The organism is Synechococcus sp. LA31 (genome assembly GCF_018502385.1).
In the GTDB taxonomy this organism is placed as follows: Bacteria; Cyanobacteriota; Cyanobacteriia; order PCC-6307; family Cyanobiaceae; genus Vulcanococcus.
In genome coordinates this window covers 501725-520005 of sequence record NZ_CP075523.1, presented here as the reverse complement: position 1 = coordinate 520005, position 18281 = coordinate 501725, and the positions used below count along the sequence as shown (strand labels likewise).

Below are 18281 nucleotides of genomic sequence, written 5' to 3'. Positions count from 1 at the left end.
GATGGAATGCGCCCAAGCCCTCGTGATTGGCATCGGCAACCGCCTGCGCAGCGATGACGGCACCGGCATCCAGCTGGCCGAAAGCCTGGCAACACAGATGCCAGCCCTGCAGGTGATGTTGTGCGCCCAACTGACCCCCGAGCTCACCGACCCCATCAGCCAGGCCAGGGTGGTGCTGTTCGTGGATGCCTGGAAGCCGGAAACCCCGTTATGCCATCCACAACTGATCTCTTTGCAAGCCAGCCCGAGCGGTGATCCCAGCAGCCACGCACTCACGCCAAGCCGCTTGCTGGCCCTTTGCCAGGCGTTGTATGGATCCTGCCCACCAGCCTGGCAACTCCTGATCCCTGGGCAGCGCTGGGAGCTGGGAGATGAGCTCTCCAGCGCTGCCGCTGCTGCCTCCGCCGCGGCTCTCCCCCTGCTCCTGGAATGGGTAGCGGCCCATGCATGAGTTAGCCCTGCTGCAAGAGCTCTGCACCCTCGCGAGCAGAGCCGCTGCCGAGCAGGGGGCCAGCCGCATCCATCGGCTCGAGCTGCGGGTGGGAGAACTGGGCGGTGTGGATCCACAAGCCCTGCGTCAGGCCTTCGCCGTAGTGGCGGCCACGGCTCCCTGGCAGGAGGTGGAACTGCAGCTGGAGGTGGTGCCAACGCGCTGTTTCTGCTCACACTGTGAACAGCCCTTCCGGCCAACCGACGTGATTCACGCCTGCCCAACCTGCGGTGCTCTGAGCCGCCAAGTGTTGGAGGGCCGCGAGCTGGAGCTGGTGGCCCTGGAGGTGTCCTAGATGTGCGGGCAATGCGGCTGTGAGCAGCCCCCCGCCCCTCAACGGCTGGAGCTTCATCAGGGGTTGCTGAGCCGTAACGACCACCAGGCCGCCCACAACCGCGCCCACTTCCGCTCCCATGGGCTGCGCAGCGTGAACCTGCTCTCTGCCCCGGGCTCTGGCAAAACTGCCCTGCTGGAGCAGTTGGCCCGTCGCTGGCCGCGACCACCGATCGGGGTGATCGTGGGGGATCTAGCCACCGATAACGATGCCCGCCGCCTCCAGGCTGCCGGCGCGCGAGCGGTGCAGATCCGCACCGGCGATCTATGCCACCTCGATGCGGCGCTGGTGGATCAGGCCTTTGCGCAGCTCGATTGCCGTGGCATGGATCTGCTGATGATCGAAAACGTGGGCAATTTGGTTTGCCCCACCGCCTTCGATCTCGGGGAGGAGCGGCGCCTGGCGGTGCTGGCGGTCACGGAAGGGGAAGACAAACCACTCAAATACCCAGCCCTGTTCAAGAGCGCTGATGCCGTGGTGATCAACAAGAGCGACCTGGCCGAGGCCGTGGGCTTTGATCGCCGCGCCGCCTTCGCCAATCTGCGCGCCATCGCGCCACAGGCTGAGCTGTTTGAGCTTTCAGCCCGCAGCGGCAGCGGCCTGGATGCCCTGATCCAGTGGCTCGATGGGCAAAGCAGCTGATACCCAACAACACCTGAGCCTGCAGCTGCAAGGGCTGGTGCAGGGGGTGGGCTTCCGCCCCCATGTGGTGCGCCTGGCGGCAGCGCATGGTCTGCGCGGCACGGTGTGCAACAGCTCGGCCGGCGTGCAGCTGGAGCTTGAGGGCTTGAGGCCAAATCTTCGGGCCTTCCTCACCAGCCTGCTTCACCAACCACCACCGCTAGCGCGCATCGACGCCCACCAGATCCATTGGAGCTCGAACCGCGCGATGCCGGCCGGAATGCGGATCCTGCCGCCGAGCAGCACTGGCGATGCCGCGGCGCTGATGGGGCCAGATCTGGCCATCTGCCCGCGATGCCTGGCGGAGCTTCAAGACCCTGCCAACCGCCGCCATGGCTACCCCTTCATCAGCTGCTGCCACTGCGGCCCGCGCTACAGCGTGCTGGAGCAGCTGCCCTTTGAGCGCGAACACACCAGCTTCCGGACGCTGCAGCCCTGCCCCGCCTGCCAGCGCGAATTCAGCGACCCAGCCGATCGCCGCTTCCACGCACAAACCATCAGCTGCCCGGCCTGCGGCCCGCAGCTGGCCTGGAACGGAGCCCCCATCAGCTCAGCAGCTGCCCTTGAGGCCACCGCTCGCGCCCTTGAGGATGGAGCCATCGTGGCTCTGCAGGGCATCGGTGGCTTCCAGCTGCTGGTGGATCCGGCCAACAAGCGAGCAGTGCAAGAACTGCGGCGGCGCAAAGGCAGGCCCGAGAAGCCCCTGGCACTCCTAGCCAGCGCGGCCTGGGTGGAGCAGCACTGCCGCATCAGCCCCCAGGAACGCGCTCTGTGGCAGGGAGCGGCGGCACCGATCCTGCTCCTGCGCCGCAACACCCTTGCGGATCGCGCCGTGGCGGAGGCGGTTGCCGGCAGCAGCCCCTGGCTTGGGGTGATGCGGGCCTGCAGCGGGCTGCATCACCGAGTGCTGGAGCGCTGCGGTGGGGTGGTGGTGGCCACCAGCGCCAACCGCTCCGGCGAACCGATTAGCGCTGATGGCCTAGCCGACGCGCCCGTGCTGCACGCGCTCGCTGATCACGTGCTCAGCCACAGCCTGCGGGTGGTGAACCGCATCGACGACAGCGTGTTGCGTTGGGCTGCAGGGGGGGCATTGATCCTGCGGATGGGGCGCGGCCTGGCCCCTCTGGCTGTCCCGGGCGGCTCCGATCACGCCGGCGGTCTGGCCCTTGGCGCCCAGGTGAAAGGCAGCTTTGCGCTGGGCACCCACAGCCACCACCTGCTCAGCCCCGATCTGGGGGATCTGAGCAGCTTGGCCGGCGCGCAGCATCACCAAAACACTTGCCTGCAATGGTTGCAACGCCATGGCCTGGCAGTGAGCCACCTGGCCTGCGATCGGCACCCTGGCTACAGCGCGAGCCAATGGGCCGGCGATCTGGCCAGCCGCCACCAGCTGCCACTCCAGGGCGTTCAGCACCATCACGCCCATCTTCTGGCGGTGATGGCCGAGCACCGAATCAGCGGCCCTGCGCTGGGTGTGGCCTGGGATGGCTCCGGTCAAGGAGACGACGGCACCCTTTGGGGTGGTGAAGCATTAGCGATCAACAGCGATGGCTACAAGCGGATTGCCCATCTGCGCTCCTGGCCCCTGCCGGGGGGCGAGCGCGCCCAGCGTGAACCGAGGCGTGCTGCTCTTGGGCTACTCCTGGAGGCCTTCGGGAGCCATTGGCGGGAGCAGCCCACGCCACTAGCCGAAGCCTTCACGGCCGAGGAGCGCGTCGTGCTGGAACGCAGCACGCTGCAGGGGATCAACAGCCCGCGCTGCTCCAGCGTCGGCCGCCTGTTCGATGCAGTAGCAGCGCTCCTGGGCATCGTCCAGCAGTGCAGCTATGAAGCCCAGGCGGCGATGGCCCTGGAGGGGCTGGGGCGACACGCCCTTGAGCAACACCCAGGGGCTTCGTGCCAGCTCGACCTGCCGCTGCAGCAAATGCAGCCCGGGGAGCCATGGCAATGGAACTGGCAACCGCTGCTGGAGCAGCTGCTGGAGGCCCAGCGCCACAACATCTCCCCCCAGGCCATCGCCCTGGCCTTCCACCAGGCGCTGGCGCACGGCATCGGTGATCTGGCCCAGCTGCAGGGCCGCCAGCAACTGCTGCTCGCGGGAGGCTGCTTCCAGAACGCCCTACTGCTGGAACTGACCACGGCAGCCCTGGACGAGCGGGGGTGTCAGGCCCTATGGCCGCAGCGGCTTCCCTGCAATGACGCCGCCCTGCCCATCGGCCAGCTGCTGGCCAGCGAAACCATGCCTATAAAGCAGGTAGCCCCCCAGGCCGACTGCAATGTGTCTGGCCGTTGCCGGTGACCTGATCAGCATCAGTGAGCATGCCGATCCGCTCTGGCGCATGGGCGATGTGAGCTTCGGCGGGGTGCTGCGCCAGGTGAGCCTGGCCTGCGTGCCCGACGCCCGCGTGGGCGATCAGCTGCTGGTGCATGTGGGCGTAGCGCTCACGGTGCTGGAGCCAGAGCCATGACGCGCTCCAACGGCACCAGTGCCTGGCTGGATGGCAATGAAGCGGCCGCGCGGGTGGCCTATCGCCTCAACGAGGTGATGGCGATCTACCCGATCACACCGGCCTCACCGATGGGCGAATGGGCTGACGCCTGGGCCAGCCAAGGGCGCCCCAACCTCTGGGGCCAGGTGCCGCAGGTGGTGGAAATGCAGAGCGAAGGCGGCGCGGCCGGCATGGTGCATGGCGCCCTGCAGGCCGGCGCACTCACCACCACGTTCACCGCGTCGCAGGGGCTGCTGCTGATGCTGCCCAACCTCTACAAAATCGCCGGCGAGCTCACGGCGGCGGTGATCCATGTGGCCTCGCGCGCTGTGGCCACTTCAGCGCTGTCAATCTTTGGCGACCACAGCGATTTGATGGCCACCCGTGGCACCGGCTGGGGGTTGCTCTGCTCATCCTCGGTGCAGGAATGCGGCGATTTCGCCGCGATCGCCACCGCCGCCAGCCTGGCTGGGCGGGTGCCGCTGCTCCACAGCTTTGATGGCTTCCGCACCTCCCACGAGATCCAGCGGGTGGAGCTGATCAGTGATGCAGTGCTGCGCGAGCTGGTGCCGCTTGCAGGCGTAGCGGCCCACCGGGTCCGCGGCCTCTCCCCCGACCATCCGGTACTGCGGGGCAGCAGCCAGAACCCGGATGTGTGCTTCCAGGCCCATGAAGCGGTGAACCCCTTCCAGAACGCCATGCCACAGCACGTGCAGGCGGCCATGGATCAGTTCGCCCAGCTCACCGGCCGGCGTTACCACCTGTTCGATTACCACGGTCATCCCCAGGCCGAGCGCGTGATTGTGCTGATGGGCAGCGGCTGCACAACGGCCTGCTCCACGGCCGATGCCTTGATTGCTGCGGGTGATCGTGTGGGTGTGCTGCAGGTGCGCCTGCTCCGCCCCCTGGCCGGTGAGGCTCTGGTGGCGGCGCTGCCAGCCAGCACGCTTCGCATCGCTGTGCTCGATCGCTGCAAAGACCCCGGCAGCCAAGGCGAGCCGCTTTACCTCGATGTGTTGGCAGCCCTGAATGAGCACTGGCCCCAGCCGCAACAGCCCCTGGTGGTGGGCGGCCGGTATGGCATCGCCTCCAAGGAGTTCACACCGGCCATGGTGAAAGCGGTGTTCGACAACCTCTCCGCCAACCATCCGCGTCGGCACTTCACGGTGGGGATCGTCGACGACGTCACCCACCTCTCCCTTCCGGAGGATCCGGCGTTTGCCATCGAGGCGGCCGACACCCTGCGGGCCGTGTTCATCGGCCTGGGCTCCGATGGCACGGTGGGAGCCAACAAGAACACCCTGAAGATCGTTGGGGAGGCCACTGGGCTGAACGGTCAGGGCTACTTCGTCTACGACTCCAAAAAGGCAGGCTCAGTCACGGTGTCGCACCTGCGCTTCAGCCCCAGGCCGATTCAGGCCAGCCACCTGATCGAGCAAGCCCAGCTACTGGCGTGCCACCACTGGGATTTTCTCGAGAGATTTGATCTGCTCGATCTCGCGGCAGTGGGAGGCAAGCTGCTGCTCAACAGCCCTTGGCCTGCGGAGCACTGCTGGCAGCACCTGCCGCAGCGGGTGCAACAGCTCATTCAGCGCAAGCAGCTGCGGGTGTTTGTGGTGAATGCCGCAGCCATCGCTCGCGCGCACGGCCTGGGCGGGCGCATCAACACCGTGATGCAGGTGGCCTTCTTCGCCGTGGCCGAGCTGATGCCTCTTGAACAGGCGCTCACGGCCATGCGATCGGCGATCCGGAGGAGCTATGGCGGCAAGGGCGAACAGGTGGTGACAGCCAACCTGGCGGCAATCGAGGCCGCCCGCGGCAGCCTGCAGGAGCTGATGGTGCCGGCCGGGGCACCCACGCCGCTGGTGGAGCTCCCCATCCCTGCAGCCCTGGCCGAGGCCACGATTGAGCTCCAGAATCTGCTCCTGCCACAGCTGCAGCGTCGTGGCGATCAACTGCCTGTGAGTGCTCTGCCCTGCGACGGCAGCTTCACCACAGCCACCAGCCGGCTGGAGAAACGCAACATCGCCGAGCAGGTGCCCGCATGGGAGCCGGATCTCTGTGTGCAGTGCGGCAAATGCGTGATGGTGTGTCCACACGCGGTGATCCGCGCCAAGGTCTGCGATCCCCCGATCCTGTCAACCGCACCGGCCGGCTTCCGCAGCGCACCGGCCCGTGACCAGCACTGGAAAGACCAGAGCTTCACGATTCAGGTGTCAGCAGAAGACTGCACCGGATGCAACCTCTGCATCGACGTGTGCCCGGCGCGCGATCGCAGCGAGCCGCGGCGCAAGGCGCTCAACATGGCGCCACAGCGACCCCTGCGCCAGCAGAGCCGCGAGCACTGGGCCTATTTCCTGCAGCTGCCGGAGGCTGATCGCAGCGCACTCAACCTGCACCACATCAACCAACAGCAACTGCAGCAGCCCCTGTTTGAGTTTTCCGGAGCCTGCGCCGGCTGCGGCGAAACGCCCTACCTCAAACTCGCCAGCCAGCTGTTCGGCGACCGCATGGTGGTGGCCAACGCCACCGGGTGTTCGTCGATCTACGGCGGCAACCTACCCACCACTCCCTGGGCCACCAATGCCGATGGGCGCGGACCGGCCTGGAGCAATTCGCTGTTTGAAGACAACGCCGAATTCGGCCTTGGCTTCCGGGTGGCCTTCGATCAGCGCCGCCGCCGCGCTGAGCAGCTGCTGCGTCTCCACAAGGCAGGTCTACCGGAGGCGCTGGTGAATGGTCTGCTCAACGCCGATCAAACCGATGAAGCCGGCATTCATGAGCAACACCAACGAGTGGCCGAACTGAAACAGCGCACGCAGCTTCCAGAACTGCTCGATCTTGCAGACGACCTGGTGAAGCGCAGCGTCTGGATCGTGGGCGGCGACGGCTGGGCCTACGACATCGGCTTTGGCGGCCTCGATCACCTTTTCGCCAGCCACCACGATGTGAACGTGCTGGTGCTCGACACCGAGGTGTATTCCAACACCGGCGGGCAGATGTCGAAGGCCACGCCCAAGGGCGCTGTGGCGAAATTCGCCAGTGGCGGCAAACCAACCAGCAAGAAGGATTTGGGTCTGATGGCGATGACCTACGGCCACGTCTATGTGGCCAGCGTGGCCATGGGCGCGCGCGATGAACACACCCTACGGGCCTTCCTCGAGGCGGAGTCGTACCCAGGGCCTTCACTCATCCTGGCCTATTCGCATTGCATCGCCCACGGCATCGACATGGCGAAGGGCATGGCGCAGCAGAAGCAGGCGGTGGATTCAGGACGCTGGCTGCTCTACCGCCACGACCCGCGCCGCACAGACGAGGGACTACCAGCCCTCAGCCTCGATTCCCGCAGCCCGAGCCTGCCGCTGGCGGACGCGATGGCCACGGAAAACCGCTTTCGCATGCTGCGCTACAGCAACCCAGAGCAGGCCCAACTCCTCACGCGCCAGGCCCAACAAGACGTGCAGCAGCGCTGGGAGCTGTACCAGCACCTGGCCCAACCAGGGTCTTCCGCACCATGACCATCTCCCTCGCCACCCGCTATCTGGGGTTGGAGCTGCCCTCCCCAATTGTGGTGGGTGCTGCCGCACCCCTGAGCGGAGATCTGCAGCGACTGCTGCAGCTGCAGCAGGAGGGGGCAGGAGCCGTGGTGCTGCATTCACTGTTTCTTGAGCAGATCGAACGCGACTGGAAGGAGTGGATCCACCACCAAGAGAGCAGCAGCGAGAGCCATCCCGAGGCAACCAGCTACCTGCCGGCGAGCGAGCCCGAGCACCTGGGCCTTGAGGGTTACCTCAAGGAGATTGAACGCACCCAAGCAGCCCTATCGATCCCGGTGATCGCCAGCCTCAATGGCAACCACCCCGGCCATTGGCGCGATGCCGCGATCGCCCTGGAGCAGGCCGGGGCCTCGGCGATCGAACTGAATCTCTACAGCGTGCCCACCAGCACCAGCCGCAGCGGCGCCGAGCTGGAGGCCGAACAGCTAGAGATCGTGCGGCAGGTCTGCGGTGCCGTTCACCTGCCAGTGGCTGTCAAGCTCAGCCCCTTTTACACAGCCTTGGCTGCCATGACCCGCGCCTTGGCCCAGGCGGGCGCCCGTGGCGCCGTGCTGTTCAACCGATTCCTGCAGCCGGAGGTGAACATCGACACGCTCGAAACGGATGGACACATGGAACTGAGCCATGCGGAAGAGCAACGCCTACCACTGCGCTGGATCGGGCTGCTGCATGGGCGGGTAGAGCTCGAACTGGCGGCCAGCACCGGCATCCATAGCGGCCGTGATGTGCTGCGCATGCTGATGGTGGGCGCCCAGACCTGTCAGGTGGTGAGCGCCCTGCTCCGCCAGGGCCCTGGCCAACTGCAGCGGATGCACGTGGAGCTGATCCAGTGGATGGAAGAGCAGCAGATCGACAACCTCACCAGCATCCGCGGCAGCCTTAGCCAACAGCGCAGCCCCAACCCAGAAGCCTTCGAGCGTGCCCAATATCGAAGGGTGCTCAGCAGCTATTCATGAGTGCGGCACAGGGCCTGCTTGATCAGATCCACGGCATCACGAGCCGGCCCTGGACCTTGATGGAAGTGTGCGGTGGCCAGACCCACGCCCTGCTGCGCCATGGCATCGACCAACTGCTGCCGGAAGCCATCAGCCTGATCCATGGGCCGGGCTGTCCGGTGTGCGTGACCGCCACCGAGCGGATCGATCGAGCGCTGACCCTGGCCGAGCAGCCGGGGGTGACTCTCTGCTCCTACGGAGACATGTTGCGGGTGCCCGGCAGCAATGGGCGCGATCTGCTCAGCCTGCGGGCCAGCGGCACCGATGTGCGCGTGGTGTACGCGCCGCTCGATGTGCTCGATCTGGCGCGGCGGCATCCCGAGCGGCAAGTGGTGTTCTTCGCCGTGGGCTTTGAAACAACCGCCCCGGCTACGGCCCTGCTGGCTCAACGGGCCTTAGCGGAGGGGCTCAATAATCTGCAGCTGCTGGTTGCCCATGTGCGGGTGGCGCCGGTGCTCGATCAGCTGCTTGGCGATCCGGCCTGCGCTGTGCAGGGGGTGCTCGCTGCAGGACATGTGTGCACGGTGATGGGCGCAGGAGAGCTGCAATCCCTGGTGCGACACCATCAACGGCCGGTGGTGATCACCGGCTTCAGCGCAGTGGAGTTGCTCGAAGCAATTTTGCAGTGTGTGCAGCAATTGGAGCGGGGAGAAAAGCGGCTGGAGAACGCTTACACCAAGGCAGTAGCGGCAGAGGGAAACCGGGAAGCACAAACGCTGCTGGCACGGGTGTTTGAGCCGATCGACACCACCTGGCGGGGACTTGGAGCGATCAAAGGAGGCGGATACCGGCTGCGACCACCGTTTGATCGCCTGGAGCAAGGCGCCCTCGAGAGGAACAACGCCTGTCACAACGTCACAACCGAGACGGATTGCCCAAGCGGCCTCGTGCTGCAGGGCTTGATGCGGCCAAACCAGTGCCCCAACTACGGCACGTTGTGCACTCCTGATTCACCGTTGGGAGCGCCGATGGTGTCAAGCGAGGGAGCCTGCGCGGCGTATCACCGCTACCAGCGCTGAGCCATGGGTTCATCAGACACCACCATCCAGCTGGCCCATGGCGGAGGTGGCCGCCTGAGCCAACAGCTGATCCAGGAGCTGCTGGTGCCGGCCTTCGGACCCGCCAACGGGGTGCTCCATGACGCGGCGCTGCTGCCAAGCCCAGGGCAAACGCTGGCCTTCACCACCGACTCTTATGTGGTGCGGCCCCTGTTCTTCCCAGGGGGGAACATCGGTGAGCTGGCGGTGTACGGCAGCGTGAATGATCTGGCGATGGCCGGAGCTATACCTGTGGCCCTCAGCCTTGGCCTGATCCTGGAGGAGGGGCTCGAAATGGCCACCTTGGAGCGAGTGGTGCAAGCCATTCGAGCGGCGGCTGATCGCTGCAACGTGAAGGTGATCACCGGCGACACCAAGGTGGTGGAGCGCGGTAAAGGCGATGGTCTGTTTATCAACACCAGTGGCATCGGAGCGGTGGAGCGAGGGCTCTGGATCCACCCCACAGCGGTAAGAGAGGGCGACGCACTGCTGGTGAGCGGTGATCTAGGCCGCCATGGCGTAGCGATCCTGATCGCTCGAGAAGAACTGGGATTTCGCTCCACCATGGAGAGCGATCTGGCGCCGCTACACACCACGGTGCAAGAGTTGATCAATGAGGGAGTTGAGCTGCATTGCTTGCGTGATCTCACCCGGGGCGGCCTGACCAGTGCTGCAGATGAAATCGCCCGAGCAGCAGGCTGCACGATCGAACTTGAGGAAGAGGCAATTCCAGTGCAGTTGGAAGTGCGCAGTGCATGCAATCTACTAGGCCTAGATCCGCTATCGATGGCCAATGAAGGGCGGATGCTGGTGATCTGCCCAGCATCAGAGGTGGATAGAACTCTCACAGTGCTGCAGCGCCAACACGCAGCTGCTTCGAAGATAGGCACGTTGAAGGCTGGGACGGACGCGAGGAATCTCCATCCAGTAGTTCTACGCAACAGTTTGGGGATCCTTCGACCGCTCGATATCGGTCGGGGTGAACGATTACCGCGCATCTGTTGAAGCGCGATGCCAACCAACATCAAAGCGAGCGGAGCTCCGTAGCGTTTGATTGAACTCTATGCACAGCGCTGATGAAACACCAGCACGCCCACACACTAGAGGCACTCTTCAGCCATCCACTCCAGCACAACTTGCGCATGCGTGATGTAGAAGCGCTTATGCTGCATTTGAATGCGCAGGTGGAGCATGGGTCTGAACACCGCCTCAAACTCCGTCTAACCAGCGGCGAAACGCTGATGTTGCATGCAGCGCCCGGCTTGCAACATCAATTCCTTGATGAAGAGGGCATCCTGCGCCTCAGGCGTTTTCTTGAACGCGCGGGTATCACACCCGAGCATCCTGAACCGCCAAAGCCCCACGCCCATCACGATCAAACCAAACGCCTCGTGATCCACCTTGATCACCGCGGAGCGCGTCTGTGGTGGCTTGAGGGCGACGCGATCGAAGCCACCACCATGAAACCCCATGGCCTATGGGCAAGTCATCAACGTCTTAGCCACCGCCACGACCGCGACGTGGCCGGACAAAGGGCACCGCTCGACTACGCGTATCTCTATCAACTGAGGCAAGCGATTGTGCAAGCAGACCAGGTTCTGCTTCTGGGGCACGGCCACGGCCAAAGCGATCTTCGAGACATCCTCCTGAAGGAGATCGAAAGCCACCATCCAGCCACCCTCGAACGAATTGAAACGATCAGTGTTGACGACACCGCCTGTAGCGAAAAGGAGTTGCTAGCGCATGCAAGAGCGCATTTCGGCAACAAACCGCAGCGCCACTTCATCCAAAATCCAGCCCAGGAACCAAAGGAAAGAGATTGTGAATCGACAAAACTCCAGAGTGATGCAGAAATGATGAACAAGCATCCTCAGGGTTGACGAGGGCTACAACAAGGTTGGGCGCTGCCCATCATCAACCCAACAACAAACACATGACCAAGATTGAACTGCTCTCCGACGTTCAAACCGAACAGCTCGCCGGTGGGTGGGGCCGTGCCCCCAGCCTGACCAGCACCACATCTTCAATGGAGATCAACAACCTGATCAGCCAGTCGAATGTGGGCTCTGCATGGGCATCTGGAGCCCTCGCTGGTGCTGGCACTGGCCACAGTGGCTGGGGCCGCAAGGGCAACGGCGGCGGCGGCAAGAGCGAGGTGGAAGCCGAAGCCACCAACATCCAGAAGAACTTCCTGGCGCTGAACAACTTTGGCTTCAGCCTGGCCTTCTGAGGCATCAACAACAAACTGGGCCGCCATTCGCGGCCCTTTTTTAGTCTGCATTTATCCACTCTCAACATGCATACACTCTGCGACTTAGAAGCCGAAAGCCTTTGCGGGGGATTCGGCATCACCTTACCCAACATCCAGATCAGCCCAAGCATCTTGGTCAATGCTGTCCCTCAGATCAATGCCGGGACCGCAGTCGGAGTTCTGGGAGGCAGCGCCAATGTAGGCCAAGGCAATGGGGCATTCCTCTGGAACAGTCTGACCACATTGATTGGTTCTCGTCGTAGGCGTTGAGGTTCATTCAGGAACCCTCAAGGTGATGACATCAATGGCTCTGGCTGCTCCAGAGCCTTTCTAAGCCCTTACTGTTCGGCGATGCCGAGCCCATGCTAATCCCACACATCAAAGCTCCATCGTGGCGAACCTTCAAACACCAGGTCCATGCAGTCATTACTGGTCAGGGCAAGGAATATGCCTGCGTACGCCAGTTCAATGAAGAAGATTGTGGTGCTGCCTGCGTTGCCACAATCTGTGAGCACCATGGCCGCAAGATCGGCCTGGGGCAGATGCGTGAGTGCGTGGGCACAATGGCCAACGGCACCACACTGCTTGGCCTGAAACGTGGCGCTGAGCAGTTGGGTCTACAAGCAAGAGCAGCTCGGGCCGATGAATCACTGATCGACAACCTGGACGACCTGCCCCTCCCGATGGTCTGCCATTGGAATGGCAACCATTGGGTTGTATTACACGGCCGCAAGGCGGAAAAGCTGGTGATCGCTGATCCGGCTGTTGGAATTCGAGAAATCTCACGGGATCGCTTTCTTCAGCACTGGCAAAACGGAGTTGTGCTGTTATTAGAGCCTGATCCAGCTCGATTCAACAACAGGGAAGAGAGAGAGCCCAATAAAGGCCTGTGGGTGCTCGCGGAATTCGTGAAACCGTTCAAGGGCCTGCTACTGCAGGTGCTGATGCTCAACATTGTGATCGGCACGCTTGCCCTGAGCATGCCTGTGCTGATGCAAATCCTCACCGACGACGTGCTGGTGCGGGGGGATTACCACATGCTCACCAGCTTGGCCATTGGCATCATGCTGCTCACAGCACTGCGCAATGGCCTGGGCTGGGTGCAAGGCCACATGGTGGGGCACTTCGGCCAGAAACTGCAGCTGCAGATGATCATGCACTACGGCCAGCGCCTGTTCCATCTACCGATCAATTATTTCGAAAGCCACCGCAGTGGAGAGGTGGTGAGCCGCATCGGTGATATCGAACACATCAACGGCCTGCTCACCGGTGTGGTGACCGGGTTACCCAGCCAACTGTGCATCGCTGCGATTTCACTGATCTGGATGCTCACCTACAGCGCACCGCTCACTCTGGCAGCCGTGGCCTGCTACGCCGCGGTTGTGATCTGCAATCTGAGCTTCCTGCCGGCAGTGCAATCGAAGATCAAGAAACTGCTGGTGGGTTCGTCTGAAAACCAGGGCTATCTGGTGGAGGTGTTCCGCGCTGCCACCGTGCTCAAAACCACTGAGGCCACACCCCAGGCCTGGCAGGAATACCAACGCAATTTCGGGCGGCTGGCACGGCTGAGCTGGGACACCACAAAATTGCGACTGAACGAGAGCACCGCCACCAGCCTGCTGGGTGGGCTCACCTCGATTGCCTTGCTGTGGTACGGCAGCAGCTTTGTGATCAATAGCCAACTGAGCATCGGCCAACTGCTGGCCTTCAATGGCATGGGGGCCAATGTGCTCGGTTTTCTGGCGGGTCTCAGTGGCCTCTCTCAGGAGCTGATCACCTCCGGTGTGGTGCTGCGGCGGCTCTCTGAAGTGCTCGAGCGCGATCCAGAGAATGCCAATGAAGCCGAGAAACATCATGCCGGCATCAGCTCGCAGGCACCGATTCGCTGTAACGACATCAGCTGGCACTATCCCGGCCGCAGGGCCCTGCTCGATCGCTTCACCCTGGAAATTCCTGGCGGGCTAACCACTGCGCTGATCGGCGAATCGGGCTGCGGCAAAAGCAGCATCACCAAACTGATCGCCGGCATTTACCCCCTGGAGCACGGCAGCATCCACTACGGCAGCTTCAGCTCACGGGATCTCAATCTCGACAGCCTGCGCCGGCAGGTGGTGCTGGTGCCACAGGAATCTCACTTCTTCAATCGCAGCATCTTCGACAACTTCGCCTTCACCCATCCGGGCGTGGATTTCGCTCAGGTGGTAGAGGCGTGCCAGCTGGCGATGGCCGACGACTTCATCCATGACTTACCCGATGGCTACGGCACGGTACTGGGTGAATTCGGCGCCAACCTCTCTGGCGGTCAAAAACAACGCCTGGCGATTGCTCGCGCCCTGATCAACGATCCACCGGTGTTGATTATGGATGAGTCGACCTCAGCCCTCGATCCAGTCCTGGAGCAGAGGTTGATGAATCGCCTACTCAATCACCGCAAGGGACGCACCACGATTTTGGTGAGCCATCGCCCATCGGTGATCCTGCGTGCCGATTGGATTGTGTACATCGAACGCGGACAGGTGAAACAGCAGGACAACCCAACTGTTCTGCGCGACAGCGCCATGGTTTCCCCCTATCTCAAGGCAGCCTGACGATGAGCAACCTCCAACGCCGCAGCGAGCAGATCCCGGCTTTACTCACTCCCCTGCAGGCTGACGATTTCCTCCCGGAATTAGGTGGCTGGAGCAAAACCCTTGGCCAGAGAGCATTGGCTGTGGGTGCCGCCAGCGTGATGGCGCTTGCACTGTGGCCATGGCAGGAAACCGTGCGGGCCGGTGGTGTGATCCGGCCAGCGGGCGAGAACACAATCGTGCAAAGCCAACTGGATGGGGTGCTCGCCAGGGTGTTGGTGAAGGAGAACCAACAGGTGAAACAGGGGCAGCCACTGGCGGAGCTGGATCGGCGCAGCTTGGAGAATGAACGGCGCAAGTTGGAAGCTGAGCTGAACCAATCACTGGCCCAGCAGCGTGATAGCCAAGCCCAGACTCTGGATGTTGAGCAGCAAACCGCAGCTACGCGACTGCTGAACCAGGCACAACTCAATTCAGCCCGGCGGGACCTCGACAGTGCAGCCTCCACCCTGCGCTACCGGGAGGTAGAGCTGCAGCGCTACAGAGGCCTGCTCTCAAGCGGTGCCGTGGCGATGACAGTGGTTGAAGAAAAGCAGGCCCAGGCCATCTTGGCCCGCAACGATCTAGCCAAAGCCCGGCAGGCACTGCGCGAACAGCAGGCACGGGGCACAGCAGAACTAGCGCGGCTGGGCCAGGGATCTAACCAGGCTTCGCGCGACAGCAGGGAACTCTTCAAGCAGGTGGATCAAACCCGTGCTCGGCTGGAGGAGGTAAAACGTGCCTTGCTCAACAGCGTGATCAAGGCACCAAAAGCTGGCACCGTGATTGTGAACAACCTCAGGCACGCCCAACAGGTGATCCGCGGTGGAGAGGTGTTAGCGCAGATTGCCCCCAATCAAGGACATCTGCAGGTGAAGCTCACGGTACCAAGCACAGATGTGGGGAATATCAAAGCCAGTCAGCCTGCATACCTGCGGATCGCTGGATGTCCGTATCCCGAATTCGGTGTGCTCAAAGCGAAGGTGCTGAGTATCTCCGCCGACACAATCGCTACTGCTACGGGCCAGGGCAACGTCCAACCTGGCTTTCAGATTTCCCTACAACCAAACAGTAAACCCCTCAGGAGCGGAAACCGCCAGTGCATGTTGCGCCATGGCATGGATGTGCAGGCCGACATTGTGACACGACAAACCACCATTCTTGGCTTCATTCTCACCAAGCTGCGCCTATCAACAGGCGCCTGAACACACACAGATGCAGCGGAGATGGAGCATCTCTACGCCGATCAATCAACACTATCATCAATAGGCTACTGGTGAATCATCCCTACACCTTTTAGGATGGCTAACGACACCCAGGTTCTTGATCCAGCAGTTCTTGATCCAGCAGTTGTTGATCCAGCTGTAATCGAGCCTGCTGCCACTGAAACCTTGGATCCTGTAGTAGAAGAACCCCTTGATCCCATCACTGGCTTGGCACCAGAGCAAGACAGTTCACCGAACACCTCCAATGACAACCAGGTGTACGTGAACTCCAACATCGACCAATCGGTGAACACATTCACCATGTACAACTACAGCTCAACTCAAAGCCAAGAGAGCCTGACCAATCAGCTCGGCCAGCCGAGCGCTGAGCTGATGGGAGCAAGCAGCGATGACTTCAACTGCAGTGTGAGCAGCTCCAGGATTGGACGAATCTATCGCTTTGACTCGCGCAGGTATTTCCGTGGTGGTCGCAAAAAAGCACGCGTGGATCGCATCACCAACTTCAGCAGCGAAGCTGGTGATGGCATGGAGCTTTCACGGAAAGCATTCAAGGGAATTGGCGAGCTAGATTTCACAACTGCATCCAACAAGCGCAGCAGCAAGCGAGCAGCGCGCACGGATACAGACATCATTTACAATGAATCATCAGGCAAGCTTTACTTCAATGCTAACGACGACAGCAAAGGATTCGGCAAAAAGGGAGGCTTGTTCGCCATTCTTGAGTCTTCACCCCTAATCAGCAGCAGCGACATCACAATCATCTGAGACCATCAGCCATCACCCAATGAAAGCTTCTGGGAGCAGCTCGGCGCCTGCTTTCAGAAGCTTTTTGTTAGGCGATCGTTGCCATCAACCACATGAACAGCAAGCCAGAGACAAAGCAAGCAAAGCTTCTGAGCGCAAAACCTGGCTCGGCATGATGCTTGATTTCAGGCACCAGATCAGAAGCCGCAATGTAAAAGAAATTTCCAGCTGCAAACAACACCAAAGGGGCTAGTGAGACAGAATCCCGCACCCACCAGGCCAGAACAGCGCCCAAAGGAAAGGTGAAAGCTGAGACCAGATTCCAGGCCAGTGCTTTGCGGGGCCGCCAACCGCTGCGTATCAACACACCAAAATCGCCCATCTCCTGAGGAATTTCATGGGCGATAGCGGCTAGCCAAGCCGCAACTCCTGCTGGTGGATTGATGAGATAGGTGCTGGTAATTCCCAGTCCACCAATAAAGTTGTGCAGGCCATCACCGAGAAGAATCAGCAATCCCATCGGCTCGTGCCTGCTCTGTCCCTTACGCCCAGTGCGATGGGAGTGATGCCAGTGAAGAAACTGTTCAAGGGCAAGAAAAGCCGTAAAACCTGCGGCAATCCATTCGCCCGCTTGCAGGGGCTTCAACACGATGAATCCCTCCGGCATCATGTGAAACAGAGCTCCACCTAACAACGAGCCAGCTGCCAATGACACGAGGGGAGCCAGCAACTGCTGCAAGCGCCAAGGCGGCAACACCAACGTGACGCCCCCCACCAACGCCACCAGCGACATCACCAGGCTGCCGATCACAATCGTGGCACCGCTGCTCATGCCTGCCACCACAGCCAGGTGTCCAGATTGAGCAACAAACCCACCAAGGTCAGCACCAGCATCAACACCACCTGATCGCGGCGCGAATCGGGGATGCGAATATCAGCAACCGTGTGAGCAACATTCGTGATGCTGTAGATCACAGTTAAGAGAAACTGAGCTTGCCGCCAAGGCCTGGTGTTACTCCAACCCGTCGGTTCAGACACGGCATGAATCGCCAGGAGCATGGCAATCACGGGAATTAAAAAATACACCAGCATCGCCATAAAGATCCGCGGCAACTGCGCTGTAGGCACCTTGCTTTTGATCTCCACTGAGGCCCCATGGAAGAGGGGCATCAAGCCCAATTCCACATGAAAGAGCATCAACAGCAACCAAGCTCCCCACAGGCCAGCGACACGCAACGCAGCAGAATTCACAGGGTTGTTGCACACCCTCCAGTTTCAACAAAGAACCACACCTGAGCGGCTTGCAAGGCCAACGCATCAGCGGCAGAGCTGCCAGCAATCTGCAGCCAGCAAACTGCCAAAACGAAGAAGACTCAATAGCGGAGTTCAACGCCTCTCAGCGATCGCCATGGAGCAGCACGCAGCCGGCACCGATCTGCTGCTCGTTCCCTCCTACAGCGCCGATCCACGCACCCTGAGCTGCATTCATGGGTTGGATAGCTGGGCAGAGCGACATCTCATCGAGCTGCGCCATCTGATGCAGCCAGGCAATCGCCTGGTGTTGATCACACCCACCCCCATCAGCAACGCCTGCCTGGATGCAGTGCTGCAGTTGATGCCAGCAGCACCGCCCCATTGGTGGCGCTGCCGCCTGAACTGCATCAGCCTCAACGACCACTCCGCCCGCAGCCTCACAGCCAAGCTGCTGCAGCGCCCCCGCCTACTCGATCAACTGGCAACGCAGCTCCGGCCGGGATCGGTGCTCGCCTGCTACAGCGTCTCGGGGTAGGAGACGAGCCTCGCCCAACGCCTCCAGCTGCAGCTGGAGGGCAGCCCGGCTGAGCTGGCACCACTAGGCAGCAAGGCGGGAT

The 18281-nt window shown here is 62.0% G+C and carries 17 protein-coding genes; 15 read left to right on the top strand and 2 right to left on the bottom strand.

All coding sequences use genetic code 11. The annotated features are described in order from the left end of the window. Position 1: 1 nt before the first annotated feature. The 14 genes from KJJ24_RS02805 (at position 2) to KJJ24_RS02740 (ending at position 16431) form a co-directional block, all read left to right on the top strand. Complete coding sequence (locus KJJ24_RS02805; RefSeq protein ID WP_214340789.1) at positions 2–451, top strand: hydrogenase maturation protease; 450 nt, start codon at positions 2–4, stop codon at positions 449–451. Next, positions 444–785, top strand: a complete 342-nt coding sequence (locus KJJ24_RS02800; protein WP_214340781.1) for a hydrogenase maturation nickel metallochaperone HypA — start codon at positions 444–446, stop codon at positions 783–785. Before KJJ24_RS02805 ends, KJJ24_RS02800 begins: the two co-directional genes overlap by 8 nt. After that, positions 786–1466 carry a hydrogenase nickel incorporation protein HypB gene (gene hypB, locus KJJ24_RS02795; RefSeq protein ID WP_214340778.1) on the top strand — a complete coding sequence of 227 codons (681 nt, stop codon included), beginning with the start codon at positions 786–788 and terminating at the stop codon, positions 1464–1466. Next, positions 1450–3804, top strand: coding sequence for a carbamoyltransferase HypF (gene hypF / locus KJJ24_RS02790; protein ID WP_214340776.1), 2355 nt, complete (start codon positions 1450–1452; stop codon positions 3802–3804). The genes hypB and hypF overlap by 17 nt, the downstream gene beginning before the upstream one ends. After that, a complete protein-coding gene (locus KJJ24_RS02785) occupies positions 3782–3973 on the top strand; it encodes a HypC/HybG/HupF family hydrogenase formation chaperone (RefSeq protein WP_214340774.1) in 192 nt (63 codons plus the stop codon). The genes hypF and KJJ24_RS02785 overlap by 23 nt, the downstream gene beginning before the upstream one ends. Continuing rightward, on the top strand, positions 3970–7512 hold the full coding sequence (gene nifJ / locus KJJ24_RS02780) for a pyruvate:ferredoxin (flavodoxin) oxidoreductase (protein WP_214340772.1): 3543 nt from the start codon (positions 3970–3972) through the stop codon (positions 7510–7512). The genes KJJ24_RS02785 and nifJ overlap by 4 nt, the downstream gene beginning before the upstream one ends. Next, positions 7509–8507 (top strand): dihydroorotate dehydrogenase-like protein, encoded by a 999-nt coding sequence (locus KJJ24_RS02775; RefSeq protein ID WP_214340770.1) that lies wholly within the window; start codon positions 7509–7511, stop codon positions 8505–8507. The genes nifJ and KJJ24_RS02775 overlap by 4 nt, the downstream gene beginning before the upstream one ends. Beyond that, positions 8504–9565, top strand: a complete 1062-nt coding sequence (hypD, locus tag KJJ24_RS02770) for a hydrogenase formation protein HypD (RefSeq protein WP_214340768.1) — start codon at positions 8504–8506, stop codon at positions 9563–9565. The genes KJJ24_RS02775 and hypD overlap by 4 nt, the downstream gene beginning before the upstream one ends. A gap of 3 nt (positions 9566–9568) precedes the next feature. Next, the gene (gene hypE, locus KJJ24_RS02765) at positions 9569–10588 is read left to right on the top strand and encodes a hydrogenase expression/formation protein HypE (RefSeq protein ID WP_214340766.1); all 1020 of its coding nucleotides are present in this window, start codon (positions 9569–9571) and stop codon (positions 10586–10588) included. Positions 10589–10659: 71 nt separating this feature from the next. Then, entirely contained in the window at positions 10660–11463 is an 804-nt protein-coding gene (locus KJJ24_RS02760; protein ID WP_214340764.1) for a hypothetical protein, read from the top strand. A gap of 53 nt (positions 11464–11516) precedes the next feature. Then, on the top strand, positions 11517–11813 hold the full coding sequence (locus tag KJJ24_RS02755) for a hypothetical protein (protein ID WP_214340762.1): 297 nt from the start codon (positions 11517–11519) through the stop codon (positions 11811–11813). A 383-nt stretch (positions 11814–12196) separates the two neighbouring features. Then, positions 12197–14422: a peptidase domain-containing ABC transporter gene (locus KJJ24_RS02750; RefSeq protein ID WP_214340760.1), complete on the top strand. Its 2226-nt coding sequence runs from the start codon at positions 12197–12199 to the stop codon at positions 14420–14422. Between the two features lie 2 nt (positions 14423–14424). Next, positions 14425–15645 (top strand): HlyD family secretion protein, encoded by a 1221-nt coding sequence (locus KJJ24_RS02745; RefSeq protein ID WP_214340758.1) that lies wholly within the window; start codon positions 14425–14427, stop codon positions 15643–15645. A 96-nt stretch (positions 15646–15741) separates the two neighbouring features. Further along, positions 15742–16431, top strand: a complete 690-nt coding sequence (locus tag KJJ24_RS02740) for a hypothetical protein (RefSeq protein ID WP_214340756.1) — start codon at positions 15742–15744, stop codon at positions 16429–16431. A gap of 67 nt (positions 16432–16498) precedes the next feature. Here the strand turns inward: KJJ24_RS02740 and KJJ24_RS02735 are convergent, their stop codons facing one another. Both KJJ24_RS02735 and KJJ24_RS02730 read right to left on the bottom strand, forming a co-directional pair. Beyond that, the gene (locus tag KJJ24_RS02735) at positions 16499–17149 is read right to left on the bottom strand and encodes a ZIP family metal transporter (protein WP_250544876.1); all 651 of its coding nucleotides are present in this window, start codon (positions 17147–17149) and stop codon (positions 16499–16501) included. 89 nt (positions 17150–17238) lie between these two features. Next, positions 17239–17646, bottom strand: a complete 408-nt coding sequence (locus KJJ24_RS02730; RefSeq protein WP_250544875.1) for a hypothetical protein — start codon at positions 17644–17646, stop codon at positions 17239–17241. Positions 17647–17818: 172 nt separating this feature from the next. Between KJJ24_RS02730 and KJJ24_RS02725 the strand changes: the two genes are divergently transcribed. Then, positions 17819–18199 (top strand): hypothetical protein, encoded by a 381-nt coding sequence (locus KJJ24_RS02725; RefSeq protein WP_214340750.1) that lies wholly within the window; start codon positions 17819–17821, stop codon positions 18197–18199. Positions 18200–18281: the final 82 nt, after the last annotated feature.

What these genes read in the sequence shown, in the direction of transcription:
- KJJ24_RS02805 (WP_214340789.1), top strand. Translation starts at nt 2, where the DNA reads ATGGAATGCGCCCAAGCCCTCGTGATTGGCATCGGCAACCGCCTGCGC.
- hypF (WP_214340776.1), top strand. Translation starts at nt 1,450, where the DNA reads ATGGGCAAAGCAGCTGATACCCAACAACACCTGAGCCTGCAGCTGCAA.
- KJJ24_RS02745 (WP_214340758.1), top strand. Translation starts at nt 14,425, where the DNA reads ATGAGCAACCTCCAACGCCGCAGCGAGCAGATCCCGGCTTTACTCACT.
- KJJ24_RS02775 (WP_214340770.1), top strand. Translation starts at nt 7,509, where the DNA reads ATGACCATCTCCCTCGCCACCCGCTATCTGGGGTTGGAGCTGCCCTCC.
- KJJ24_RS02740 (WP_214340756.1), top strand. Translation starts at nt 15,742, where the DNA reads ATGGCTAACGACACCCAGGTTCTTGATCCAGCAGTTCTTGATCCAGCA.
- KJJ24_RS02725 (WP_214340750.1), top strand. Translation starts at nt 17,819, where the DNA reads ATGGAGCAGCACGCAGCCGGCACCGATCTGCTGCTCGTTCCCTCCTAC.
- hypE (WP_214340766.1), top strand. Translation starts at nt 9,569, where the DNA reads ATGGGTTCATCAGACACCACCATCCAGCTGGCCCATGGCGGAGGTGGC.
- KJJ24_RS02755 (WP_214340762.1), top strand. Translation starts at nt 11,517, where the DNA reads ATGACCAAGATTGAACTGCTCTCCGACGTTCAAACCGAACAGCTCGCC.
- KJJ24_RS02750 (WP_214340760.1), top strand. Translation starts at nt 12,197, where the DNA reads ATGCTAATCCCACACATCAAAGCTCCATCGTGGCGAACCTTCAAACAC.
- KJJ24_RS02785 (WP_214340774.1), top strand. Translation starts at nt 3,782, where the DNA reads ATGTGTCTGGCCGTTGCCGGTGACCTGATCAGCATCAGTGAGCATGCC.
- hypD (WP_214340768.1), top strand. Translation starts at nt 8,504, where the DNA reads ATGAGTGCGGCACAGGGCCTGCTTGATCAGATCCACGGCATCACGAGC.
- nifJ (WP_214340772.1), top strand. Translation starts at nt 3,970, where the DNA reads ATGACGCGCTCCAACGGCACCAGTGCCTGGCTGGATGGCAATGAAGCG.
- KJJ24_RS02800 (WP_214340781.1), top strand. Translation starts at nt 444, where the DNA reads ATGCATGAGTTAGCCCTGCTGCAAGAGCTCTGCACCCTCGCGAGCAGA.
- hypB (WP_214340778.1), top strand. Translation starts at nt 786, where the DNA reads ATGTGCGGGCAATGCGGCTGTGAGCAGCCCCCCGCCCCTCAACGGCTG.
- KJJ24_RS02760 (WP_214340764.1), top strand. Translation starts at nt 10,660, where the DNA reads ATGAAACACCAGCACGCCCACACACTAGAGGCACTCTTCAGCCATCCA.